This window comes from Streptomyces sp. NBC_00385, assembly GCF_035917155.1.
GTDB classification, from domain to species: Bacteria; Actinomycetota; Actinomycetes; order Streptomycetales; family Streptomycetaceae; genus Streptomyces; species Streptomyces poriferorum.
Genome location: NZ_CP107951.1, coordinates 7,697,127 through 7,718,719 on the forward strand (window position 1 = coordinate 7,697,127; position 21,593 = coordinate 7,718,719).

Sequence of the window (21,593 nt, forward strand, 5' to 3'; positions counted from 1 at the left end):
GGGTGCGGGACCGCGCCTGCCGGGTCAGGATCAGCGTGGCTGGGGCCGGCCCACCAGCTCGCGGAGCACGTCCTCCATCGTCACCATGCCGGCCAGCCGGTCGTCCTCGTCGAGGACGGCGGCCAGGTGCGTGCGGCTGCGCCGGAGCGCGGTCAGCACATCGTCGAGCGGTGTCGCCGCCCGTACCCGGGCGATCGGCCGCATCGACGTCACCGGGAAGGGCATGTCGCGGGGTGTGACGTCCAGGGCGTCCTTCACGTGCAGGTAGCCCAGGATCCGCTGCTCGCTGTCCATCACCGGGAAACGCGAGAATCCGGTCTCGGACGAGAGACGCTCCAGTTCCTCGGGCGTCGTCCCGACCCGCGTGTACATCACCCGGTCCACCGGCAGCACCACATCGCGCACCGGCCTGCGCCCCAGCTCCAGGGCATGGTGCAGCCGCTCGGCCGCGCGGTCGTCGACCAGCCCCGCGTCGCCGGCGTCCTTGACGAGCCTGGCCAGCTCGTCGTCGGAGAAGGTGGCGGACACCTCGTCCTTCGTCTCCACCCTCAACAGCTTCAGCAGGGCGTTGGCGAAGGCGTTGATCGCGAAGATCACCGGTCGCAGCGCCCGGGCCAGGGTGACGAGCGGCGGCCCGAGCAGCAACGCGGTTTTCACGGGCTCGGCCAGCGCGATGTTCTTCGGCACCATCTCGCCGAGCAGCATGTGGAGGTAGGTCGCCACGGACAGCGCGATCACGAACGAGATCGGGTGGACCAGCCCGTGCGGCACCCCCACGGCGTCGAAGACGGGCTCCAGCAGGTGGGCGATGGCGGGTTCGGCGACGATACCGAGGACCAGGGTGCACAGCGTGATGCCCAGCTGAGCCGCCGCGAGCAGCGCCGAGACGTGTTCGAGACCCCAGATGACGCTGCGTGCCCGCCGGTTCCCGTCCTCGGCCTGCGGTTCGATCTGGCTGCGGCGCACGGAGATGAGAGCGAACTCCGCACCGACGAAGAAGGCGTTCACCACCAGGGTCAGCAGACCGATGAAGAGCTGTACGGCGGTCATCGCTCATCCTCCGACGGCTCGTCGGAACCGGGCAGCGGTGCGTGCAGCAGCGCCCGTGCGGCGCGCCGTCCGGAGGCGTCCACGACGTCGAGGCGCCAGCCGGCCAGCTCGATCGAATCACCCACGGCCGGGATGCGGCCGACCTCCGTGGCCATCAGTCCGGCGAGGGTCTCGTACGGTCCGTCGGGCACGCGCAGTCCGATCCTCTCCAGCTGGTCGGTGCGGGCAGCGCCGTCGGCCGACCACAGGGTGCGTCCGTCGGCGTCCTCGCCGGCCGGTGCCAGGTCCGGGGTCTCGTGCGGATCGTGTTCGTCCCGCACCTCGCCGACGACCTCCTCGACGATGTCCTCCAGTGTCACGACACCCGCCGTGCCGCCGTACTCGTCGATGACGACCGCCATCGCGAGCTTGCCGGAGAGACGGTCCAGCAGCCGGTCCACGGTCAGGGTCTCCGGCACGAGCAGCGGCTCGCGCAGCATGTCCGAGACCCGTTTGCGAGGGCGCTGTTCGGCGGGGATCGCCAGTACGTCCTTGATGTGGGCGACGCCGACGACGGTGTCGAGGCTGCCCCGGTACACGGGGAACCGGGACAGTCCGGTGGCCCGGGTGGCGTTGGCGACGTCCTCTGCCGTCGCCTGCACCTCCAGTGCGGTGACCTGTACCCGCGGCGTCATCACGTTCTCCGCGGTCAGTTCCGCCAGATTGAGGGTGCGGACGAACAGTTCCGCCGTGTCGGCCTCCAGTGCGCCGGCCTTGGCGGAGTGCCGGGCCAGGGCCACGAGCTCCTGCGGGCTGCGGGCTGATGCCAGCTCCTCGGCCGGTTCGAGCCCGAAGCGGCGCACGATGTGGTTGGCCGTGTTGTTGAGATGGCTGATGAAGGGCCGGAAGATCGCGGTGAAAGCGCGCTGCGGGGTGGCCACCGTCTTCGCCACGGCGAGCGGCGAGGAGATGGCCCAGTTCTTCGGTACGAGCTCACCGACCACCATCAGGAACACGGTGGACAGGGCGGTGCCGATCACCAGGGCCACCGAGGACGCCACGCCGGGTGACAGCCCGACGGCCTCGACCGGGCCGCGGATCAGTTTCGTGATGGACGACTCGGAGAGCATGCCGACGACCAGGTTGGTGACGGTGATGCCCAGCTGGGCCCCGGAGAGCTGGAAGGTGAGGCTGCGTACCGCCTTCATGGCGCTCGCGGCGCCGCGTTCGTCCCGCTCGACAGCCCGTTCGAGCTGGCCGCGTTCGACCGTGGTCAGGGAGAACTCCGCCGCGACGAAGGCGCCGCAGGCGAGCGAGAGCAGGACGGCCACGAGCAGCAGAAGCACTTCGGTCATCGGTTCACCTCCGTCCCATGATCGGGCAGGGGAAGGAGGATCGCTCGATGTCGGCGATATCGGCTACTGGGAGGCTCGCCCATGGGCGGACGCTCACACCTTTCAAAAGGAATCGACAGGGGGAGCACCCATAGTAAAGGGTCGGCAAAGTGGCGAGGCAGGGAAGGCGCCCGGGATCCCGGACCTCGGTTCCGGATCCCACGGTTCCCCGCTCCGCCCGCTGTCAGAGCGGCTTCACCCAGCGGCGCCAGTGATCCTCCCGGTGGTAGCCGGCGGCGGCCCATGCGTGCTGGGCGCGTTCGTTGGCCTCCAGGACCATGGCGTCGGCCCGGCGGCCGCCGAGCGCCGTGAAACGGGCGTCCGCCGCTTCCAGCAACGCCGTGGCGATGCCCTGGCGACGGAACGCGGGATGCACGGCCAGCCGGTAGACGTGACACCGCCAGCCGTCGAAGCCTGCGATGACGGTGCCCACGAGCCGGCCGTCCCGTTCCGCCAGAAGCAGGGCTTCCGGGTCCCGGACGACCAGCCGGGACACCCCGTCGCGGTCGTCGCTGATGCTCGTACCTTCTGCGGCCTCGGGCCAGAACCGCAGCACGCCGTCGATGTCGTCGAGGCCGGCGCAGCGGATGTGAAGATCGCTCATGGGGCGAGCCAAGCAGAGCGGCATCCCGGCCGGCGACCGAATTTCGATTCTTCTTCGTACACGCGCCGGCGGAGTCCGTCTCGACCCGAGCACGCCGGGCGCAGTCCGTCTCGGCGCAGTGCACCGGGAGCGACGCGCCTCAGCCCAGGTGCACCGGGAGCGACTCGATGCCGTAGACGATGGACAGCTTCCGGAAGCCGAGTTCCTGCTGCGGCACGGCGAGCCGCATGCCGGGAAACCGCCTGGCCAGTGCCGGGTAGGCGACGCGCAGTTCCATACGTGCCAGCTCTGCCCCGATGCAGCGGTGGATGCCGTGGCCGAATGCGAGATGGCCGGACGGGGTGGCGCGGTGCGGGTCGAAGCCCCCGTCGTCCAGGACGTAGGCCGGATCGCGGTTGGCGCCGCTCAGGGAGCAGAGCACCATGTCGCCGCGCGGAATGACCACGCCGGCTATCTCGATGTCCTCGCGGGCGAACCTGGGGAAGGCCATCTGGACCGCGGAGAGATACCGCAGGACCTCCTCGACGAACGGTGCGGTCATCGTGTCGTCCGTACGCAGCCGGTCGAGGACCTCCTCGTTCCGCAACAGGACCAGCGAGCCGAGTGCGATCGTGCTCGCCGTCGTCTCGAAGCCGCCGGTGAGCACTCCGTCGGCGAGACCCGCGAGTTCCTCGTCGTCGACGTTGTCGCCGTGCTCCCGCACGATCATGCCGAGCAGCCCGTCCCCCGGGTTCCTCCGCTGCGCCTTCACCACCTCCCTGAAGTAGTCCAGCGACGCGGACATGGCGCCGAAGGGCGCGGTCGTCCCGCCGAAGAGATCGAAGCGGTCCATGGCCAGTTGCTGGAAGTCGTGCCGGTCGGCGTACGGCACGCCCAGCAGTTCGCAGATGGTGAGCGAGGGCACCGGCAGCGCGAACTCGTGCACCAGGTCGACCGGACCGCGGGCGGCCGCCATCGCGTCGAGACGTTCCTCGACGATGGCTTCGATCCGGGGTGCCAGGCGCCGCAGCCGGCGCATGGTGAACTCCGGCGTCAGGATGCGGCGCAGCCGCGTGTGCACCGGCGGATCGCTGAACCCGAGACCGCCGGGGCTCTGTTCGGCGGCGATCCCGGCGTTGCCCGCGAGGTTGGCGAAGTCCGTGCTGAACCCCTCGGCGGAGCCGAGCACGGCCTTCGACTCCTCGTAGCCGGTGACCACCCAGGCATCCATGCCGAACGGCAGCGAAACCCTGGACACCGGGGCACTCGCCCGGGTCGTGGCAACCCGGCGTACGGGATCGAGACCGTCGCGGCGCAGGAGCATGAGCAGTTCCTCCGGCAGCAGCTTGATCGTGGAGGAGCCGATTCCGTGCCGTTGGATCCTGGCCAGGTAGGTGCGCCCGAGCCGGGCGGTGATACGGGAACGGAACGTCGTACTCAATGTGCACTCCATGAGTCGTCGCGAGATCTGGTCGGTTGGCAGGCATGCGCAGGCGTTTACGTGCGTTCGCCGCCAGGACGTGGCCGACTGCGCGGACTTCGGCTTCCTGACCAGGAATTATGACCACTTGTTCGGAGAAGGGGGCGGCCGGGTGGGGTATCCGTCGCTCATCCTTCGACGGTACGTGTGACGGCGCCCGCGCGCCCGGGCCGGCGGACGGCGGAGATATGCCAGGTGGCGGGGGTGCGAGGTGATCGAGGGCGGTCCGGAGAAAGGTTCCGGAAGACCGCCCGGGGCCCTGCAGGGCCCCGTTCCCCTTGCCGGTGCTAGCGATCCCGCGCTAGCGTGAGGGAGTGCCCAAGACGCAGCTGAACGTTCGAGTGGACGAGGCCACCGCCGAGGCCGCGCGGCAGCGCGCGCTCCAGAGGGGGATGAGCGTGAACCGCTACATAGAGGAACTCGTCAAACAGGACGCGGGCGAGGTCGGCCACACCTTCGTCGAGGCCGCCGCCGACTTCATGAAGCAGTACGAATCGGTGTTCGCCGAGGAGTTCGGCCCGGAGCGCAAAGGCACCCGTTGAACCTCCGGATCCACCTTTCCTGGCTGCTCATGGTCGCCGAGCACAAGACACCCGGCGACCCTCAGGTCACCGACTGGGGCGCACTGGTCGCCGCGGTCGCGCGGCACGAGGCGGAGATCTTCGGCAGTCCGGTCTACAGCGACCCCCATTCCAGGGCTGCGGCGATGCTTCAACTGCTGCTCCACGTGCCCGCGCTGGAGCGGTCCAACGCGATGTTTGCCTCGGCCGTCGCCTACGGCTATCTGGTCGCGTCGGGCCTGAAGGTCATTACCTCGCCGGAACAGGTGCGCGATCTGGCCCTGCTGGTCAAGGAGGGCAAGGCGGACGTCCGGGCGATCGCCGACGAGCTGCGCCAGTGGAGCCTGTGACACGCCCGGGGGTTCGCCGACGAGCTACGCCAGTGGAGCCCCCTGGCCGTGAAGCGCCGGTGCTCGCCGGGCTTCGAACCGCCCCAGACCTGCGCGCCGGTCAGCGCAGTCCTTGCGGCCCCCGGTCCACCACCGCCGACCGTCGGGCGACGCCCAGCACGCACGAGGACGTGGGAAGCCTGATGCCGCCCTCCGGCATGTTGACCTTGCGGTACGTCTCCACCACGAACCCGGCCGCCTCGATGGCGGCGAGCGCGTCGCGCGAGGTGTGACAGCCACCGGACACCAGCGGCCAGAAGGTCCCGTCCAGCGCGCGCTGGGTGGCCGCCATGGCCCGGCCTTCGGCGCGCACGTGCTCGAAGAAGCGCAGTTCACCGCCCGGGCGCAGAACCCGTCGGATCTCCGCCAGCGACTGCTGCACATTGCGTACGGTGCACAGCACGAGGGAGGCGACGGCTCCGTCGAACGCCTCGCTCTTCACCGGCAGCGCCTCCGCCGTACCCGGCACGACATCCACCGGGATTCCGGCGCGCAGCGCGGACCGCACCGCCAACTGCCTCAGTGTGCGCTCGGGTTCGATGGCAACCACCTCGGACACGGTGGGCGGGTAGTGGGCGAAGTTCAGTCCGTTGCCCGCTCCGATCTCGATGACCCGCCCGGACAGTCCCGACAGCAGTTCGGCCCGCACTCCGGCCATGCCCGCCGCGGATTCCGCGGCCACGCTCATCCGGGCATAGAAACGGGCGAAGACGGGGTGGTGCACCGCGTCCTTCGGGATCTTCGTGCTCCGCAACCGCATGACGGACCTCCTCGACGGGGGCCGGTCCGCGCGGGCCGGGTGACGGGTGACGTCCCGCGGGCCCGCTCGGCCGGAAAGGTTCGGCTCCTTCGATTCTGCCCCCTGAGACGCATCCCGTCCTGTGCCGTACGCCGTTCAGTCCTGGGGCCGGCTCCCGCCCAGCCGAGCGGCCAGCCAACTCCCGGCGCGGGCACGGAAGTCCGCAGGGGTGAGAGATCCCGCGCCCGCCGGAACCACACCCAGCAGCGGGGCGCCCGCCACCACCGGAAGGTCCGACAGGTTGCACCGCTCCGCCAGGTCCGGCTCGGCGGGCATGCTGCCGACCACCACCCCGAGACAGTCCAGCCCGCGGGCCCGGAGCGCCTCCGAGGTCAGCGCCGTGGAGTTGAGTGTGCCGAGCCCGGCAGGTGCCACCACCAGGACCGGTGCCGCCAGCAGCCGTGCCGCGTCCGCCAGGTTCGCGCCGTCGTCGTCGAACCGTACGAGCAGGCCACCCGCACCCTCCACCAGCACCAGATCGTGCTCCGTCGCCAGCTTCCCGGCGGCCTCGGCGATCTCGTACGGGCGGACCGGTGTCATCCCGGCCCGGCGAGCAGCGGTCGCCGGAGCCAACGGTTCGGGGAAACGGGCCAGTTCGACCGCCGTCACATGACCGCCCGCCAGCCGCGCCACCTCGGCGGCGTCACCCGGCTCGCCCGGTTCCAGGCCCGTCTGGGCCGGCTTGAGCACGGCCACCCGACGGCCCGCGGCGGCCGCCGCGACCGCCGCGGTCACGATCGTCTTGCCGATCTCGGTGCCCGTGCCGGTCACCACCAGAACGCTCATCTCAGCCCTCCCGCGCCGCAGCGCACACGGCGCGGCAGATCCGCGCCACATCGTCGTCACCGGTGACGTACGGCGGCATCGTGTAGACGAGGTCGCGGAACGGCCGTAGCCAGACGCCCTCGCGGACCGCCGCCCGGGTGGCGGACTCCATGTCCACCTCGTGATCGAGCTGGACGACGCCGATCGCGCCCAGAACCCGCACCTCGCGGACCCCGGGCAGTTCCCCGGCCGGTGCCAGGCCGTCGCGAAGACCGGCCCCGATCCGTTTGACCTCCTGCTCCCAGTCCTGGCCGAGCAACAGCTCGATCGAGGCGCAGGCCACCGCGGAGGCGAGCGGATTGCCCATGAACGTCGGCCCATGGGCGAGCACCGGCACCTCGCCGCGCGAGATGCCCTCGGCCACCGCGGTCGTGCACAGCGTCGCCGCCATCGTCAGGTAGCCGCCGGTCAGAGCCTTGCCCACACACATCACATCGGGCGAGACCCCGGCGTGCTCGGCTGCGAACAGCCTGCCCGTCCGGCCGAAGCCCGTGGCGATCTCGTCGAACACCAGCAGCACGCCGTGCGTGTCGCAGGCCTCGCGCAGGACGCGCAGGTACGCGGGGGAGTGGAAGCGCATGCCGCCGGCCCCCTGCACCACGGGCTCCACGATCACCGCGGCGAGCTCATCGGCGTGGTGCGCGATCAGCTCGCGCAGATGCGTCGCGTACGCGGCGTCCGGCTCCGCGTCGAATCCGGCCGGCGGCTCGTCCGCGAAGACCTGCCGGGGCAACGCCCCCGACCACAGTTCGTGCATGCCGCCCTCGGGATCGCACACCGACATCGGCTGCCAGGTGTCCCCGTGGTACCCGCCGCGCCAGGTCAGCAGGCGCTGCTTCGCCGGCCGTCCGGCGGAACGCCAGTACTGGAGGCACATCTTCACGGCCACCTCGACCGACACCGAGCCCGAGTCGGCGAGGAAGACGTGCTGCAACGGTTCCGGGGTGATCTCGACCAGCCTGGCGGCCAGCCGCACGGCGGGCTCGTGGGTGAGCCCGCCGAACATCACATGACTCATCCGGTCCAGCTGGTCGCGTGCCGCCTCGTTCAGCACCGGGTGGTTGTACCCGTGCACCGCCGACCACCACGACGACATGCCGTCGACCAACTCGTGCTGCCCATGGGCCGGTTCGGCCAGTCGGAGCCGTACGCCGGACGCGGACTCCACGACCAGCGGCTCCTGCCGGCCCGGCATGGGTCCGTACGGATGCCAGACATGGGCCCGGTCCAGCGCCCGGAGCCCGGCGGGGGAGAGCGGCTCAGGCATTGGGGGCGAGATCCGTACCCGCGCCACGACGGCGGACCGTCACCAGGTCCGTGCGCGCCGCCCGGTCCCCGTCGGCTTCCGCGAGGACGGCTTCCGCGGGAGCGGCCTCCGCCTCCGGACCGTCGCCGCAGGGCGCACACCCGCCGCCCGCGTGCGAACCGCAGCCGTTACCCGTACCCGCGTGCGAACCGCAGCCACCGCCCGCGTCCACCCGGTGGCCGGGCAGCGTCGTCGTACCCGCACCCTCGACCTCGAAGCCGGCGTCCGCGATCATGTCGAGGTCGGTCTGCCCCGCCTGGCCCTCGCTGGTCAGATAGTCGCCCAGGAAGATCGAGTTGACGAGATGCAGGGCCAGCGGCTGCATCGAACGCAGATGCACCTCGCGACCGCCCGCCAGCCGCACCTCCACGTCCGGGCAGACGAACCGGACCATGGCCAGGATGCGCAGACAGCGCTGGGGTGTCAGGTTCCATTCCTTGGCGAGCGGAGTGCCCTCGAAGGGGATCAGGAAGTTGACGGGTACCGAGTCCGGGTCCAGCTCACGCAGGGCGAAGACCACATCGACCAGGTCGGCGTCGCTCTCCCCCATGCCGGCGATCAGCCCGGAACAGGCGGAGAGACCGGCGGCCTGCGCCTGGTGGACCGTCTCCACCCGGTCGGCGTAGGTGTGGGTGGTCGTGATCTCCCCGTACGTCCCCTCGGACGTGTTGAGGTTGTGGTTGTAGGCGTCGGCCCCCGCCGACCGCAGCCGGTCGGCCTGGCCGTCGGAGAGCAGGCCGAGGCACGCGCACACCTCGACGCCCTCGTTCTGTTCCTTGATCGCTTCGATGGTCTGCGACACCCGGTCGACGTCCCGGTCGGTCGGCCCCCGGCCGCTCGCGACCAGACAGACGCGCTTGGCCCCACCGGCGACTCCCGCCGCCGCCGCCTTCGACGCCTCGTCGGGCTTGAGCCAGGTGTACTTCAGGATCTCGGCCTTGGAACCCAGCCGCTGCGAGCAGTACGAGCAGTCCTCGGGGCAGAGCCCGGACTTGAGATTGACCAGATAGTTCAGCTTCACCCGCCGTCCGAACCACTGACGGCGCACCTTTCCGGCCGCGGCCACCACGTCGAGCAGTTCGTCGTCCGGGGTCGCCAGTACGGCGAGCGCTTCTTCACGGGTCGGCAGCTCGCGCCGCAGCCCCTTGTCCACCAGCGTGTTCAGGAGGTCCATGGCGATGATCCTGACGCACGGCACCGCTCCGAGCCAAGGAGGAACCGGACAACAGAGCCCGTAGAGGGTGTGTGCATTGCCACACCATGCCCGGCTGCGCCCCCGGTTAGGGTCTGTGAGCTGCCTACAAAAGGGACCCGCTCATGTCCTTCGCACCGTTCGACTGGATCGACGAGGAGGCGCGCCGCCGCGCGGACGCCGGACTTGTCCGGACGCTCCGGCCGCGGCCCGCCGAACCGGAACTGCTGGACCTCGCGAGCAACGACTACCTGGGCCTCACCCGGCATCCGGAGGTGATCGCCGCGGCGGCCGACGCGGCGCGCCGGTGGGGCGGCGGGGCCACCGGCTCGCGGCTGGTCACAGGTTCCACCGCACTGCACGCCGAGCTCGAACGCGAACTGGCCGATTTCTGCGGTTTCGAGGCGGCCCTCGTCCTGTCCTCGGGTTACGCCGCCAACCTCGCGGCGCTCACCGCCCTGACCGGCCGGGGCTCGCTGATCGTGTCGGACGCGGGCAACCACGCCTCGATCGTCGATGGCTGCCGGCTCTCGCGGGCCGAGACCGCCGTCGTGCCGCATGCCGACCCCGAGGCCGTACGCAAGACCCTGCACGCGCACCCGGGCAGGTCCCTGGCGGTCACCGACTCGGTCTTCTCGGTCGACGGCGACGCCGCGCCCCTGGCCGAACTGGCCGACGCCTGCCGCGCGGAGAACGCCGCGCTGCTCATCGACGACGCGCACGGCCTGGGCGTACTCGGGGACGGCGGCCGGGGTGCCCCCGCCGCGGCCGGCCTGGCGGGCGGCGACGGCATCGTCACCACGCTCACCCTCTCCAAGTCGCTGGGCAGCCAAGGCGGGGCGGTTCTCGGCCCGGCCCGGGTGATCGACCACCTCGTCAACACCGCCCGCACGTTCATCTTCGACACCGGGCTCGCCCCGGCCGCCGTCGGCGCCGCGCTCGGCAGCCTGCGGCTGCTGCGCCGCGAACCGGCACGCGCGGCCAGGGCCCGTACCGTCGCCACCGCGCTGTACGGGCAGCTGACCGCGTCTGGCCTGACCGCGGTCAGGCCAGACGCGGCCGTGGTCTCGGTCCGCGCACTCTCGGCGGATGCCGCCGTCCTCTGGGCGGCCGACTGCCGTGCTGCCGGCATCGCGGTGGGGTGCTTCCGGCCGCCGTCCGTACCGGACGGCGTCTCCCGGCTGCGGCTGACCGCACGCGCCGACCTGACGGACGAGCAGATCGCCCATGCCGTGGCGGTCGTACGGCGGACCGCCCCGGCCGGCTGATCCGCCGGAATCCACCGGTCCGCGGCGTCCGGCCGCGGACTCAGCGGCCGGAGCCGCCGTTCAGAGAGGTGACGAAGGACGTCCAGGCCGTCGCGGAGAACTGCAGAGGCGGCCTGGAAAGGTCCTTGGAGTCGCGCACGGCCAGCCGCCGGCCACCGAGCGGCGCGGCCTCCACGCAGTTGTTCATTCCCGTGCTGCGGCTGCTGCGCCGCCACCGTAACGCGTGCTGTGCGAGGCAATCCGACATGACGCTCCCTCGGGCAGTCCGGGTTCACCGACCGTCGCGGTCGATCGCGGCGATCAGATCCAACGAGTGCTCCGGCGACAGCGCGTGTGCCTGCAGGGTGCGGAAGGCCGAGCTGTACGCCTCGAGGTCTTCTTTCCGTTCCAGGTAGAGGCTACTCGTCAAGTGGTCGAGAACGACCACATCCAGATCAGAAGTGGTCGGAAAGGAGAAGATAACGAAAGGTCCGGTGAGGCCCACATATCCGCCGACCGAGAACGGCAGCAACTGAAGCTGCACATGTGGTAGTTGGGCCACCCTGCTGAGATGGCGCAACTGCTCCCGCATCACCCGGCGGCCCCCGACCTCCCGCCGTAGCACCGCCTCGTCCAGCACCGCGCTCAGCCGCAGCGGAGGGTCGCTCCGCAGGACGCCCTGCCGTGCCAGCCGCACTTCCACCAAGGAGTCCAGCTGTCCGGTGGGCAGTCCGTCGAGCGAGGCCCGGGTCACCGCACGGGCGTAGCCGGCGGTCTGCAACAGGCCCGGCACCACTGATGTCTCCAGGGTGCGGGCGGTGCGCGCCTGTGATTCCAGACTGATGAAGTCGCGGTACTGCGGCGGGATGAGACCGCGGTAGGCGTGCCACCACCCCGCGCCCCCGCCGCCCGCCGAACCCGCGAGCGCCTCCAGGACCTCGCGCAACTTCGGGTCGTTGGTGCCGTAGGTGTCGAGCAGCCGGGTCACGTCACCGGGGCGTACTCCGCTCACGCCGGTCTCGATCCGGCTGACCTTCGACTGGTGCCAGCCGAGCAGACGAGCCGCGTCCCGGCTCGTGAGTCCCGACGCATGGCGCAGACTCCGCAGCTCCTCCCCGAGCTTGCGGCGCCGCACCGCAGGGCCGTGCTGCATGTGGTGCCTCCCTCCCACTCCCTGCCGAGCGGACAGTGTGGCGCCCTCACGGCGCATCCGGGGCAGAGTTCACCGCTTTGAGCGACAGATATATGCATATCTTGGTGGATCGCCGTTACAGCGGGCAGCATCAGTGGCAATCTGGCGCGAAGCACAACCCGGACCATCGATCGCGGGGTCGCTTCCGGGTGGGAAAGGGACGGCTCGCCATGGCAGACCATCAGGAAGCACGTGTCACCCTGCCGAGCGAGCCGGTCTCGGTCTCCGCCGCCCGGCGCTATGTGGCCCGGGTACTGGCCGAATGGGGACTGCCCGACGGCACGGACACGGGCGAGACCGTCCGGCTCATCGTCTCGGAACTCGCGACCAACGCGGTCCAGCACACGTTCGGACAGTCACCCACCTTCACCGTCGACCTCCGGCTTGAGCGTGAGGAACAGCTGCGCCTCGGGGTGACGGACAGTCACCCCCGGTGGCCCCAGCGGCTGCCGGCGGCCGTCCAGCAGGACAACGGCCGTGGCATGGTGATCATCCGCTCGCTGGCCAAGGAGTACGGCGGCCGGCTCACCGTCACGCCCACCCCCGACGGCGGGAAGACCGTCTGGATCGCGCTGCCCTGGCACCTGCCCGTCCAGCACTGAACCGTTCCGTCGCGCGCCCCGGTCACCCAGGCGCCGCTGCCCGCCCGAATCCACTGCGCAGCAGCGCCTGGAGCGTCGATGCCGCAGGGCTCGTACGGTCCCCGCGATGCACCACCGAGATCGTCCGGCGGAACGAGGCCGGCTCCAGCCGTCGTACGGACAGCGGCGTCGGCGACATGGCGGCGACCATCTCCGGTACCACGGCCATCCCGATGCCCGCACTGACCAGGGCGCACACCAGCGCGTAGCCGGGCGACTCGCAGACCACCGCAGGCAGCGCCCCCGCTTCGGCGAGCGCGCTCTCCACCCCGCGGCGCGGCGGGTGCGTGGGCGCGCTGCTGATCAGGGGGCGGCCCGCCAGCTCCGTCACCGGGAGCCGCCCGCTGCCGTCCGCGAGGACCTGGCCGACGGCCGTGATCAGGACCAGTTCCTCGATCAGGACCGGCTCGGTCAGGACACCCGAGGGCGGCGGCGTCACGGGTCCGGGCTCGTAGTCATGGGTCAGCGCCAGATCCACCTCGCCCGCCGCCACCGCGGCCACCCCGCCCGGCGGCTCGTACTCGGTGACGGCCAGTTCCACGTCCGGGTGGGCCCGGCGGAACGCGCTCAGCACCGGGGGCAGCAGATGGATGCCCGCGGTGGTGAAGGTGCCGACCCGCAGGCGCCCGCCGGAGAGTCCGGCGAGCCGGGCCAGCTCGTGACGGGCCTGCTCCATCTCGTCGAGGACCCGCCGGGCGCGCCCGGCGAGCAGCTCGCCCGCCGCGGTCAGCCGGGCGCCCCGGTGATGGCGCACCAGCAGCGCCGCCCCCGCCTCCCGCTCCAGCTTGGCGAGCTGCTGGGAGAGCGCCGGGGCGGTGTAGCCCAGGCGTGCGGCGGCCCGGGTGATCGAACCGGCCTCGGCGACCGCCACCAGCGCCGCGAGCCGTGTCGGGTCGTACATTAAGCATTCCTTTTGGCAGACCCAGAAGATTGCAAGTACACGCTAAAGGCTCCAGCGGTCCAGGGTGGACCCATGGACGCACAACTGACCGCTTTCGTCGGGGTCGCCACCGCCATGGTCGCGCTGCCCGGCGCCGACTTCACCGTCGTCGTACGCAACGCCCTCGCCTCGCGCGCGGCAGGAGTGGCGACCGCGCTCGGGGTCGCCGGGGGCCTCCTCGTCCACACCGCGCTCGCCGTCGCCGGTCTGGCCGCCGTGCTGGTGGCGGTGCCCGTGCTGTTCCGGATCATCCAGCTCCTGGGCGGCGCCTACGTGCTCTATCTGGGGATCAGCGCCCTGTACGCGGCCCGGCGCGGCGCCGGGCAGGACGCGGAGCCCGGGCCGGACGAGGCGGACGGCGTGCGGGCGGGCATGGGCACGGGCCGCGCACTGCGTCAGGGATTCCTGACCAATGCGCTGAACCCGAAGGCGCCCGTGCTCTTCCTCAGCCTGCTGCCGCAGTTCGTGCCGGACGGGACCGCGCCCCTGCCCAGGACGCTGCTGCTCGCCGCGATCGTCGTGGTGCTGGCACTGATCTGGTTCCCGGTCGTGGCGCTCCTGGTGGACCGCCTGGGCCGGTGGCTGCGCCGGCCGCGTACCGCCCGGGCGATCGAGGGCGGCAGCGGCGCCGCGCTCACCGCGCTGGGGCTGGCCCTGGTGACGGGCCCGCTGTTGCACTGACGCGGGAGAACGGGCCGGGACGGGGGAGGGGCCTCAACGGACGCGTCCGTAGTAGACGCTCTTCGTCCAGATCTTCTCCAGGCGGACCACGGCCCCCGTCTTGGGCGAGTGCCAGATCTTGCCACTGCCCGCGTAGATGCCCACGTGGTAGATGCTGCGGCCGGCGTGGAAGAACACCAGATCGCCGCGTTGCCGCTTGGACGACGAGATGTGGCGGGTCTTGTTGTACTGCTGCTGGGCCGTGCGCGGGAGCTTCTTCCCGGCCTTCTTGAACGAGTAGAGCGTCAGCCCGGAACAGTCGAAGCGGCTGGGCCCGGTGGCGCCCCACCGGTAGGGCGCCCCCTTCTTCGACGCGGCGATGGTGAGGGCTTTCATCGAATGGGTGGCGGCCTGGGCGTCGGTCACGGCGCCGGGAACGAACAGCGTGCCGCCGACGGCGGCGAGAGTCATCACCGAGGCCGTACCGGCCCGGGCAAGCAGAGACGGGACATGAACCTGCGCAGTCATGCGCAACCCTTCGTCAGCCGCCTGTGAAGGATGACCTGTCGGGTTCGGGCCGGCGAAGTCGCCCGGCCGCAGATGCGGCTTCACCCCGAGGGACGACCGGAAATCCGGTCGGCCCGTTGTGCTGGGTCCTCCACTCCTGCCGATCCACTCCTGTCGACCAGGCATCCGGGCGGCGGCAGGACTCGGCGTCCGCCCGGACCGCCCCGCCGCGGTGGCGGGGGCTTGTCGTCCCAGGGATCTTGACTCACCGAGTGCCGGATTTCCGAGGTGAAACAGCCATATGTGAGGCTCATCATGAATGATCCGTTCGGGTGGACAGGTGACGTTGCGGCAAACCGCAGGGACCTGCCGACCGGTGCCGCACCAGCGGCGGAACGGGAGATTTCACCCAGCGTCCACTTCGAAAACGCAAATCGGGTTGTCCCTCGTGCGAAGTAACGTCTACGCCGAACGAGCGAGAAAATCCGGTCCACGCGTCGGGCGTGTCGGTGCGTCGAGCTGATCAACTCGGCGGGTCGGGCGGCACGGTGACCCGCCCGGAGCGCCTCTCGCCGTCGAGAACGCGCAGCGCCCTGGTCAACGTGACGGCGTGGATCCGGTCTTCGCCCCGCTCGTGCATCAACGTGAGCGCGTCCCGCAGCGCGAGCGAGTACGAGGCCAGCGCCTGGGCGGCGCGCAGGGCGCCGTAGGTGTCGCCACCGTGGGCCGGATTGATCCGGCCCACCTGGTCGAGGACTTGCAGATAGCGGTCGATGAACTCGCCCTCCGCGCGGGTCAGGGCGGGCAGGGGTGCGAACTCCGGTGGCTGCATCGCGGATTCAACTCACGGGGTGCGGGGGCAGCGACAGATCGCGTCGTCGCACGATGTGGTCGACCAGTCCGTAGTCCTTGGCGCCTTCGGCGTCGAGGATCAGATCGCGTTCGGTGTCGGCGGCGATCTGCTCGGCGGGGCGGCCGGTGTGACGGGCCAGCATGCCGGTCAGCGTGTCGCGCATCCGGGCCAGCTCACGCGCCTCGATCTCCAGGTCGGACGGCTGCCCCTGTACCGGATCGGAGAGTTCGGGCTGCTGCACCACCACGCGGGCGCCCGGCAGTGCGTGCCGCTTGCCCGGGGCGCCCGCGGCGAGCAGCACGGCCGCGGCGGCCCCCGCCTGGCCCAGGCAGAAGGTCTCCACCTCGCAGGTGAGGAACTCCATCGTGTCGTAGATGGCGGTCATGGCGCCGAACGAGCCGCCGGGGGAGTTGATGTAGAGCGAGATGGGCCGGTCGGGAGCGTCGTGCTCCAGATACATGAACTGGGCGACCAGGTCGGTGGCCGCGGTGTCGTCGACGGGCGTGCCGAGGAACACGACTCGTTCGGCGAGGAGTTTGGAGTACGGGTCGAGCGTGCGCGTGCCCTGGGACGTGCGCTCGGTGAACTCGGGCAGTACATGGCGGGCGGCGGGGCGGTGCATGGCGGGGCCTCTCCTCCGGGGCGCGCGGGGCCGGGAAGGCGCCCGCGCACTTCTGTAAAAAATGTACAGGACGTACAGAAGGTTATGATGGGAGCATGGTCTATGAGATTCCGGTGACGCAAGCCCGAGCCGACCTGGCCGAACTGATCAACCGAGTCGTCTACGGCGGCGAGCGCGTGGTCGTGACGCGGCACGGCAAGCCCCTGGTGGCGTTCGTATCGGCTGCTGACCTGGAGCGACTTGAGAACGAGGAGGCGGCGGAGCGGGAGCCGGTGATCAGTTCGGTCTCCTCGATCGGCTCCTCCGCGTCCGCTCCGGGCGAACGGCACCGCTTCGGGATCGCTGCCGAGCATCGGGGGCAGCAGGGGCCGGGCAACTGACGGAACGCAGGAAGGCCGTGCGTCCCCCCGCTGTCGGCAGAGGACGCACGGCCTTCACGGCCGGCCGCTCAGCCCGCGAATGCGGGCTGTCGCGACGGCGTGGTCTCGGGCGCGTCCGGCGCCGGGGGCCGGCGGCGGCCGCCGATGATCACTGCGGTGAGACCGAGTGCGGCCCACAGGGCCAGGGTGAGGGCCGCGCCGCCCGCGGCCCGCCCGTCGAAGAACGCGACCGAGCGCAGCAGTGAGCCGCCCGCGCCCGGCGGCAGCCACTGGCCGATCGCCCCGACCGGCCGGGGGAGCAGCTCCGGCGCGCTGGTGACGCCCGAGAACGGATTGCCCACGAGCACCATGAGCAGCGCCCCGAGGCCGATACCCGCCGGTCCGATCAGTGCGGCGAGCCCCGCCACCGTCGCGCCGATGGCGAGCACCGTGAGGCCGAGTGCCCCCGCCTCGCTCCACCAGTCACCGGTGATCACTCCGAGCCAGCTGTCGGTGAGCGCGGCGGCGAGGATCCCCACCAGGACGGCCACGCCGAGCAGCGCCGTGACCGCGCGCCCGCCGCGCAGCCTCAGCAGCGTCACCGCCGAACCGGTGGCCACGCCCGCGATCGCCAGGGGCAGGATGCTCGCGCCTAGGACGCTGCCTCGCGGATCCGCGGCCGGTGCCGCCACCACGTCCGTGACGGGCACTGTGGTGCCCGCGGGCGCGGACGCGGTCACCGCTTCGCTCAGCAGCTGGGCGACCACGGGGCCGGCGGCGGAGGCCGTCAGCAGTTCGGGGCCCTTCGGGGTGACGACGACCGCGCCGTATACGGAGCGGTCCCTGATAGCGGTGCGGGCGGCGTCCTCGGAGTCGTAACGGTGGATCGCGAAGGCGCCGTCGCGCTGTTCGAGCCGCTGCGCCAGCCGGTCGGCGGCCGGTGCGGAGCCGGCGACGCCGAGGGGGAGATCGCGGGGAGCCATGCGGGCGGCGGGCCAGGCGAAGGCCCAGAGGGCGAGCGCCACCACGACGGGGACCAGGAGAACGACCGCCACCAAACGGCGGTCCGGGGCAGCGGACATGGCGGGAACCTCGCTTTCAAAGAGAATGATCGTTCGTTTTACGCGATGACGCCACTGTCGTGCGGGGTGGCGTGGTTGTCAAGAAGGAACGTTCGTTTTAGATTGGCCTCATGGCCCGTGTATCCCAGGAACACCTCGACGCCCGCCGCCGGCAGATCCTCGACGGGGCGGCGCGGTGTTTCGCCCGCGACGGGTTCCATGCCACCTCGATGCAGGACGTGTTCAAGGAGGTCGGGCTGTCGGCCGGTGCGGTCTACCGCTACTTCGGCGGCAAGGAGGATCTGATCGCCGCCATCGCCGGCGAGGCGGTCGGCGGGGTCCGGCAGGCGTTCGAGCGTGCCGCGCGGGTGAGTCCTCCGCCCACTCCTGACGTGCTGATCGGCCGCGTGGTGCGCACCCTGTTCGGCGACGACACCGCACGGACGGGAGGGCTGGACCCGAGGGCGTATGCCGGGCTGATCCTCCAGGTGTGGGCCGAGACGTTGCGCAGCGAGCGGCTGGCGGCCACCCTCGGCGAGGCGTACGAGGGTCTGCGGGTTTCCTGGGCGGAGCTGGTCGGCGAGTACCGCGCGCGAGGGTTGCTCGCCGCCGGTGTGCCGGACGAGCACATCGCCCGCACGCTGATCGCCACCGCCCAGGGTCTCATCGCCCAACTCGCCATGTTCGGCGACGTGGGACCCGAGGTCCTCGAGAACGGCCTGCGCGGGCTGATGTCCATGGATCTGCAAAGGGCCAGTTAACGCGCCGGAAAAACTTCGGCTCTAACGTGCAATACCTCGCCGTGCGACACCGGTTCGATCTTCAACAAGCTGTTGAAGATCGCTAGTGTCTCGCTGCGCCCAGGGCCGGTACTGGGCGGACAACTGTGAGGTGGACGCGTGCAACTGACCCCGCACGAGCAGGAACGCCTGCTCATACATGTGGCCGCCGACGTGGCCGAGAAGCGCCGTGCTCGAGGGCTGCGTCTCAATCACCCCGAGGCCGTCGCCCTCATCACCTCCCATCTGATGGAGGGGGCACGCGACGGCCGTACGGTCGCCGAGCTCATGGCGTCCGGACGCAAGGTGCTCACCCGGGACGACGTCATGGACGGCATAGCCGAGATGATCCACGACGTGCAGGTCGAGGCGACGTTCCCCGACGGCACCAAGCTCGTCACCGTCCATGAACCGATCGTCTGACGGGCCGCCGCGATGATTCCGGGAGAGATCCTGTACGCGGAGGGCCCCGTGCCGCTCAACGCGGGCCGGCCCGTCAGCCGCCTCGCCGTCCTCAACGCGGCCGACCGGCCGGTTCAGGTGGGGTCGCACTACCACTTCGCCGAGGCCAATCCCGGCCTCGAGTTCGATCGTGCGGCCGCACGCGGACTGCGGCTGAACATCGCCGCAGGAACGGCCGTTCGCTTCGAGCCGGGCGTCCCCGTCGACATCGAACTCGTCCCGCTGGCCGGGCGGCGTATCGTCCCGGGACTGCGCGGCGAGACCGGAGGTCCCCTCGATGGCTGAACTCCACCGTGCCGTGTACGCCGACCTGTTCGGCCCCACCGCCGGCGACCGGATCCGTCTGGCCGACACCGATCTGCTCGTGGAGATCGAGGAGGACCGCTGCGGCGGACCCGGACGCGCGGGCGACGAGGCGGTGTTCGGCGGCGGAAAGGTGATCAGGGAGTCCATGGGGCAGGCGCGCACCACGCGCGCCGAAGGAGCGCCGGACACCGTGATCACCGGAGCGGTCGTCATCGACCACTGGGGTGTCGTCAAGGCGGACATCGGTATCCGCGACGGCCGGATCACCGGGATCGGCAAGGCCGGGAACCCGGACACGATGGACGGCGTCCATCCGGACCTCGTCATCGGCCCCGAGACCGAGATCATCGCGGGCAACGGGAAGTTCCTCACCGCGGGCGCCATCGACGCCCATGTGCACTTCATCTCGCCGACCCTCGTCGACGAGGCCCTCTCCAGCGGCATCACCACCCTGGTCGGCGGCGGCACCGGCCCGGCCGAGGGCACCAAGGCCACCACCATCACCCCGGGGCCCTGGCACCTGGCCAGGATGTTCGAGGCGCTGGAGGCGTACCCAGTCAACATCGGCCTGCTCGGCAAGGGCAACACGATGTCCCGTGACGCCATGCACTCCCAACTCCGGGCAGGTGCACTCGGGTTCAAGATTCATGAGGACTGGGGTGCGACCCCCGCGGTCATCGACGCCTGCCTGGGCGTGTGCGAGGAGACCGGGGCCCAGCTCGCCATCCACACCGACACCCTCAACGAGGCCGGATTCGTCGCCGACACCCTGGCCGCCATCGCCGGGCGCACCATCCACGCCTACCACACCGAGGGTGCGGGCGGCGGGCACGCCCCCGACATCATCAGCGTCGTCTCGGAGCCGTACGTCCTGCCCAGCTCGACCAATCCGACCCGGCCGCACACCGTCAACACGATCGAGGAACACCTCGACATGCTGATGGTCTGTCACCACCTGAACCCTGCCGTGCCGGAGGACCTGGCGTTCGCCGAGTCACGGATCAGGCCCTCGACCATCGCGGCCGAGGACATCCTGCACGACCTCGGCGCCATCTCGATCATCTCCTCCGACTCCCAGGCCATGGGCCGCATCGGCGAGGTCGTCCTGCGTACCTGGCAGACCGCCCACGTGATGAAGAAGCGGCGAGGCGCACTGCCGGGCGACGGACGGGCCGACAACCACCGGGTCCGTCGCTATGTCGCCAAATACACCATCAATCCGGCAGTGGCGCAGGGCCTCGACCGGGAGATCGGCTCCGTGGAGACCGGCAAGCTCGCGGATCTGGTCCTGTGGGAACCCGCCTTCTTCGGGGTCAAACCGCAGCTCGTCATCAAGGGCGGCCAGATCGCGTACGCGCAGATGGGCGACGCCAACGCCTCCATTCCCACCCCGCAGCCCGTGCTGCCGCGCCCGATGTTCGGTGCGGTCGGCAGGGCCCCGGCCGGCAACTCCTTCAACTTCGTCTCGGCAGCGGCGATCGAGGACGGTCTGCCGGAGCGGCTCGGGCTGGGAAAACGGTTCGTGCCGATCACCAGTACCCGGGGCGTGACCAAGGCCGACATGCGGGAGAACGACGCGCTGCCCCGGGTCGACGTCAACCCGGACAGCTTCGCGGTGACGATCGACGGCGATCGGGTCGAGCCCGATCCCGCTACCGAACTCCCCATGGCCCAGCGCTATTTCCTCTTCTGAGAACGGACCAGGGATGAGCCGTGCCGCCCTCCTCGTCCTGTCCGACGGCCGCTTCCCCGCAGGGGGCCACGCCCACTCCGGCGGTGCCGAGGCGGCCGTCGTAGCAGGACGCATCCGTAACGCCGACGACCTCGCCGCGTTCTGCCGGGGCCGTCTGCACACGACCGGGCTCACCGCCGCGGCACTCGCCGCGGCGGCCGCCCACGGCCAGGACCCGCTGGCCCTGGACGAGGCCGCCGACGCCCGTACTCCCTCACCGGCCCTGCGGGCGGTCGCCCGCAAGCTGGGCCGGCAGCTGATGCGGGCCGCCCGCGCGACCTGGCCGGGCGAGGAGCTCGACGCGTTCGCGCGTGCCCGGCCACGCGGCGGCCACCAGCCGGTGGTTCTCGGCCTCACCGCGCGCTCGGCGGGCCTCGCTCCCGAGGACGCCGCGTACTGCGCCGCGTACGAGACGGTCGGCGGACCGGCCACCGCCGTCGTCCGGCTGCTCTCCCTCAACCCCTTCGACGCCACCGCCGTACTGGCCCGGCTCACGCCCGAGCTCGACCACGTCGCCGAGCTGGCCGCCGCTGCCGCACGCGGCCTCATCGGTGAACTGCCTTCCTTCTCAGCCCCGTTGCTCGACATCGCTGCCGAGGCCCATGCCGCACGCCCCGTCCGGCTCTTCGCCTCGTGACCCCGCAGCGCCGAGACGTACGCCGCCCGAACAGCACA

Annotated in this window: 26 protein-coding genes and 1 riboswitch; of the genes, 11 read left to right on the forward strand and 15 right to left on the reverse strand. The window is 71.0% G+C overall.

The features are described 5' to 3' along the window. Positions 1-30 precede the first annotated feature (30 nt). From OG959_RS34325 to OG959_RS34340, 4 genes are all read right to left on the reverse strand, one after another. Positions 31-1,050 carry a hemolysin family protein gene (locus OG959_RS34325; protein WP_326664757.1) on the reverse strand — a complete coding sequence of 340 codons (1,020 nt, stop codon included), beginning with the start codon at positions 1,048-1,050 and terminating at the stop codon, positions 31-33. Continuing rightward, entirely contained in the window at positions 1,047-2,384 is a 1,338-nt protein-coding gene (locus OG959_RS34330; protein ID WP_326664759.1) for a hemolysin family protein, read from the reverse strand. The genes OG959_RS34325 and OG959_RS34330 overlap by 4 nt, the downstream gene beginning before the upstream one ends. Before the next feature lie 223 nt (positions 2,385-2,607). Further along, the gene (locus tag OG959_RS34335) at positions 2,608-3,027 is read right to left on the reverse strand and encodes a GNAT family N-acetyltransferase (RefSeq protein WP_326664761.1); all 420 of its coding nucleotides are present in this window, start codon (positions 3,025-3,027) and stop codon (positions 2,608-2,610) included. Between the two features lie 139 nt (positions 3,028-3,166). Next, positions 3,167-4,459, reverse strand: coding sequence for a cytochrome P450 (locus OG959_RS34340; protein ID WP_442805687.1), 1,293 nt, complete (start codon positions 4,457-4,459; stop codon positions 3,167-3,169). Between the two features lie 341 nt (positions 4,460-4,800). Here OG959_RS34340 and OG959_RS34345 point away from each other — a divergent pair, with 341 nt between their 5' ends. Both OG959_RS34345 and OG959_RS34350 read left to right on the forward strand, forming a co-directional pair. After that, positions 4,801-5,028 carry a hypothetical protein gene (locus OG959_RS34345; RefSeq protein ID WP_030921856.1) on the forward strand — a complete coding sequence of 76 codons (228 nt, stop codon included), beginning with the start codon at positions 4,801-4,803 and terminating at the stop codon, positions 5,026-5,028. Continuing rightward, positions 5,025-5,396, forward strand: coding sequence for a fic family toxin-antitoxin system, toxin component (locus OG959_RS34350; RefSeq protein WP_326664765.1), 372 nt, complete (start codon positions 5,025-5,027; stop codon positions 5,394-5,396). Before OG959_RS34345 ends, OG959_RS34350 begins: the two co-directional genes overlap by 4 nt. A gap of 100 nt (positions 5,397-5,496) precedes the next feature. Here OG959_RS34350 and OG959_RS34355 read toward each other — a convergent pair whose 3' ends face one another. The 4 genes from OG959_RS34355 to bioB form a co-directional block, all read right to left on the reverse strand. Next, positions 5,497-6,195, reverse strand: coding sequence for a class I SAM-dependent methyltransferase (locus tag OG959_RS34355; protein WP_326664767.1), 699 nt, complete (start codon positions 6,193-6,195; stop codon positions 5,497-5,499). A gap of 135 nt (positions 6,196-6,330) precedes the next feature. Continuing rightward, on the reverse strand, positions 6,331-7,020 hold the full coding sequence (bioD, locus tag OG959_RS34360; protein WP_326664768.1) for a dethiobiotin synthase: 690 nt from the start codon (positions 7,018-7,020) through the stop codon (positions 6,331-6,333). Between the two features lies 1 nt (position 7,021). After that, positions 7,022-8,326 (reverse strand): adenosylmethionine--8-amino-7-oxononanoate transaminase, encoded by a 1,305-nt coding sequence (locus OG959_RS34365; protein WP_326664770.1) that lies wholly within the window; start codon positions 8,324-8,326, stop codon positions 7,022-7,024. Continuing rightward, the gene (bioB, locus tag OG959_RS34370; RefSeq protein WP_326664772.1) at positions 8,319-9,539 is read right to left on the reverse strand and encodes a biotin synthase BioB; all 1,221 of its coding nucleotides are present in this window, start codon (positions 9,537-9,539) and stop codon (positions 8,319-8,321) included. The genes OG959_RS34365 and bioB overlap by 8 nt, the downstream gene beginning before the upstream one ends. A 143-nt stretch (positions 9,540-9,682) precedes the next feature. On the opposite strand from bioB, the gene OG959_RS34375 reads away from it, so the two are divergent. Then, positions 9,683-10,825, forward strand: a complete 1,143-nt coding sequence (locus tag OG959_RS34375; protein ID WP_326664774.1) for an 8-amino-7-oxononanoate synthase — start codon at positions 9,683-9,685, stop codon at positions 10,823-10,825. 40 nt (positions 10,826-10,865) lie between these two features. On the opposite strand, the gene OG959_RS34380 is transcribed toward OG959_RS34375, so the two are convergent. Next, entirely contained in the window at positions 10,866-11,072 is a 207-nt protein-coding gene (locus tag OG959_RS34380) for a DUF397 domain-containing protein (RefSeq protein WP_326664776.1), read from the reverse strand. Between the two features lie 24 nt (positions 11,073-11,096). Next, positions 11,097-11,957 carry a helix-turn-helix domain-containing protein gene (locus tag OG959_RS34385; protein WP_326664778.1) on the reverse strand — a complete coding sequence of 287 codons (861 nt, stop codon included), beginning with the start codon at positions 11,955-11,957 and terminating at the stop codon, positions 11,097-11,099. A 209-nt stretch (positions 11,958-12,166) separates the two neighbouring features. Between OG959_RS34385 and OG959_RS34390 the strand changes: the two genes are divergently transcribed. Beyond that, complete coding sequence (locus tag OG959_RS34390; RefSeq protein WP_148015243.1) at positions 12,167-12,598, forward strand: ATP-binding protein; 432 nt, start codon at positions 12,167-12,169, stop codon at positions 12,596-12,598. Between the two features lie 22 nt (positions 12,599-12,620). Here OG959_RS34390 and OG959_RS34395 read toward each other — a convergent pair whose 3' ends face one another. Further along, on the reverse strand, positions 12,621-13,538 hold the full coding sequence (locus OG959_RS34395) for a LysR family transcriptional regulator (RefSeq protein WP_326664781.1): 918 nt from the start codon (positions 13,536-13,538) through the stop codon (positions 12,621-12,623). 72 nt (positions 13,539-13,610) lie between these two features. Here OG959_RS34395 and OG959_RS34400 point away from each other — a divergent pair, with 72 nt between their 5' ends. After that, the gene (locus tag OG959_RS34400; RefSeq protein ID WP_326664783.1) at positions 13,611-14,258 is read left to right on the forward strand and encodes a LysE family translocator; all 648 of its coding nucleotides are present in this window, start codon (positions 13,611-13,613) and stop codon (positions 14,256-14,258) included. A 33-nt stretch (positions 14,259-14,291) separates the two neighbouring features. Here the strand turns inward: OG959_RS34400 and OG959_RS34405 are convergent, their stop codons facing one another. The 3 genes from OG959_RS34405 to OG959_RS34415 form a co-directional block, all read right to left on the reverse strand. Continuing rightward, a complete protein-coding gene (locus tag OG959_RS34405) occupies positions 14,292-14,765 on the reverse strand; it encodes a C40 family peptidase (RefSeq protein ID WP_326664784.1) in 474 nt (157 codons plus the stop codon). Between the two features lie 3 nt (positions 14,766-14,768). After that, positions 14,769-14,939: riboswitch (cyclic di-AMP (ydaO/yuaA leader) on the reverse strand. Positions 14,940-15,267: 328 nt separating this feature from the next. Beyond that, positions 15,268-15,576: a hypothetical protein gene (locus OG959_RS34410; RefSeq protein ID WP_326664785.1), complete on the reverse strand. Its 309-nt coding sequence runs from the start codon at positions 15,574-15,576 to the stop codon at positions 15,268-15,270. Positions 15,577-15,583: 7 nt separating this feature from the next. Next, positions 15,584-16,219, reverse strand: coding sequence for an ATP-dependent Clp protease proteolytic subunit (locus OG959_RS34415; protein WP_326664787.1), 636 nt, complete (start codon positions 16,217-16,219; stop codon positions 15,584-15,586). Positions 16,220-16,314: 95 nt separating this feature from the next. Between OG959_RS34415 and OG959_RS34420 the strand changes: the two genes are divergently transcribed. Further along, entirely contained in the window at positions 16,315-16,599 is a 285-nt protein-coding gene (locus tag OG959_RS34420; RefSeq protein ID WP_326664789.1) for a type II toxin-antitoxin system Phd/YefM family antitoxin, read from the forward strand. A 68-nt stretch (positions 16,600-16,667) separates the two neighbouring features. Here OG959_RS34420 and OG959_RS34425 read toward each other — a convergent pair whose 3' ends face one another. Beyond that, on the reverse strand, positions 16,668-17,660 hold the full coding sequence (locus tag OG959_RS34425) for an ABC transporter permease (protein ID WP_326664791.1): 993 nt from the start codon (positions 17,658-17,660) through the stop codon (positions 16,668-16,670). A 110-nt stretch (positions 17,661-17,770) separates the two neighbouring features. Here OG959_RS34425 and OG959_RS34430 point away from each other — a divergent pair, with 110 nt between their 5' ends. From OG959_RS34430 to OG959_RS34450, 5 genes are all read left to right on the forward strand, one after another. Continuing rightward, positions 17,771-18,400, forward strand: a complete 630-nt coding sequence (locus OG959_RS34430) for a TetR/AcrR family transcriptional regulator (RefSeq protein WP_326664793.1) — start codon at positions 17,771-17,773, stop codon at positions 18,398-18,400. A gap of 138 nt (positions 18,401-18,538) precedes the next feature. Continuing rightward, positions 18,539-18,841 carry an urease subunit gamma gene (locus tag OG959_RS34435; protein ID WP_148015252.1) on the forward strand — a complete coding sequence of 101 codons (303 nt, stop codon included), beginning with the start codon at positions 18,539-18,541 and terminating at the stop codon, positions 18,839-18,841. A gap of 12 nt (positions 18,842-18,853) precedes the next feature. Continuing rightward, positions 18,854-19,165, forward strand: a complete 312-nt coding sequence (locus OG959_RS34440; RefSeq protein WP_326664796.1) for an urease subunit beta — start codon at positions 18,854-18,856, stop codon at positions 19,163-19,165. Further along, complete coding sequence (locus OG959_RS34445) at positions 19,158-20,879, forward strand: urease subunit alpha (protein ID WP_326664798.1); 1,722 nt, start codon at positions 19,158-19,160, stop codon at positions 20,877-20,879. The genes OG959_RS34440 and OG959_RS34445 overlap by 8 nt, the downstream gene beginning before the upstream one ends. 13 nt (positions 20,880-20,892) lie before the next feature. Continuing rightward, positions 20,893-21,555 carry an urease accessory protein UreF gene (locus OG959_RS34450; protein WP_326664799.1) on the forward strand — a complete coding sequence of 221 codons (663 nt, stop codon included), beginning with the start codon at positions 20,893-20,895 and terminating at the stop codon, positions 21,553-21,555. Positions 21,556-21,593: the final 38 nt, after the last annotated feature.

Excerpts from the sequence above, each read along its gene's own strand:
- OG959_RS34325 (WP_326664757.1), bottom strand. The coding sequence starts at position 1,050 with ATGACCGCCGTACAGCTCTTCATCGGTCTGCTGACCCTGGTGGTGAAC.
- OG959_RS34330 (WP_326664759.1), bottom strand. The coding sequence starts at position 2,384 with ATGACCGAAGTGCTTCTGCTGCTCGTGGCCGTCCTGCTCTCGCTCGCC.
- OG959_RS34335 (WP_326664761.1), bottom strand. The coding sequence starts at position 3,027 with ATGAGCGATCTTCACATCCGCTGCGCCGGCCTCGACGACATCGACGGC.
- OG959_RS34340 (WP_442805687.1), bottom strand. The coding sequence starts at position 4,459 with ATGGAGTGCACATTGAGTACGACGTTCCGTTCCCGTATCACCGCCCGG.
- OG959_RS34355 (WP_326664767.1), bottom strand. The coding sequence starts at position 6,195 with ATGCGGTTGCGGAGCACGAAGATCCCGAAGGACGCGGTGCACCACCCC.
- bioD (WP_326664768.1), bottom strand. The coding sequence starts at position 7,020 with ATGAGCGTTCTGGTGGTGACCGGCACGGGCACCGAGATCGGCAAGACG.
- OG959_RS34365 (WP_326664770.1), bottom strand. The coding sequence starts at position 8,326 with ATGCCTGAGCCGCTCTCCCCCGCCGGGCTCCGGGCGCTGGACCGGGCC.
- bioB (WP_326664772.1), bottom strand. The coding sequence starts at position 9,539 with ATGGACCTCCTGAACACGCTGGTGGACAAGGGGCTGCGGCGCGAGCTG.
- OG959_RS34375 (WP_326664774.1), top strand. The coding sequence starts at position 9,683 with ATGTCCTTCGCACCGTTCGACTGGATCGACGAGGAGGCGCGCCGCCGC.
- OG959_RS34380 (WP_326664776.1), bottom strand. The coding sequence starts at position 11,072 with ATGTCGGATTGCCTCGCACAGCACGCGTTACGGTGGCGGCGCAGCAGC.
- OG959_RS34385 (WP_326664778.1), bottom strand. The coding sequence starts at position 11,957 with ATGCAGCACGGCCCTGCGGTGCGGCGCCGCAAGCTCGGGGAGGAGCTG.
- OG959_RS34390 (WP_148015243.1), top strand. The coding sequence starts at position 12,167 with ATGGCAGACCATCAGGAAGCACGTGTCACCCTGCCGAGCGAGCCGGTC.
- OG959_RS34395 (WP_326664781.1), bottom strand. The coding sequence starts at position 13,538 with ATGTACGACCCGACACGGCTCGCGGCGCTGGTGGCGGTCGCCGAGGCC.
- OG959_RS34400 (WP_326664783.1), top strand. The coding sequence starts at position 13,611 with ATGGACGCACAACTGACCGCTTTCGTCGGGGTCGCCACCGCCATGGTC.
- OG959_RS34405 (WP_326664784.1), bottom strand. The coding sequence starts at position 14,765 with ATGACTGCGCAGGTTCATGTCCCGTCTCTGCTTGCCCGGGCCGGTACG.
- OG959_RS34410 (WP_326664785.1), bottom strand. The coding sequence starts at position 15,576 with ATGCAGCCACCGGAGTTCGCACCCCTGCCCGCCCTGACCCGCGCGGAG.
- OG959_RS34415 (WP_326664787.1), bottom strand. The coding sequence starts at position 16,219 with ATGCACCGCCCCGCCGCCCGCCATGTACTGCCCGAGTTCACCGAGCGC.
- OG959_RS34420 (WP_326664789.1), top strand. The coding sequence starts at position 16,315 with ATGGTCTATGAGATTCCGGTGACGCAAGCCCGAGCCGACCTGGCCGAA.
- OG959_RS34425 (WP_326664791.1), bottom strand. The coding sequence starts at position 17,660 with ATGTCCGCTGCCCCGGACCGCCGTTTGGTGGCGGTCGTTCTCCTGGTC.
- OG959_RS34430 (WP_326664793.1), top strand. The coding sequence starts at position 17,771 with ATGGCCCGTGTATCCCAGGAACACCTCGACGCCCGCCGCCGGCAGATC.
- OG959_RS34440 (WP_326664796.1), top strand. The coding sequence starts at position 18,854 with ATGATTCCGGGAGAGATCCTGTACGCGGAGGGCCCCGTGCCGCTCAAC.
- OG959_RS34445 (WP_326664798.1), top strand. The coding sequence starts at position 19,158 with ATGGCTGAACTCCACCGTGCCGTGTACGCCGACCTGTTCGGCCCCACC.
- OG959_RS34450 (WP_326664799.1), top strand. The coding sequence starts at position 20,893 with ATGAGCCGTGCCGCCCTCCTCGTCCTGTCCGACGGCCGCTTCCCCGCA.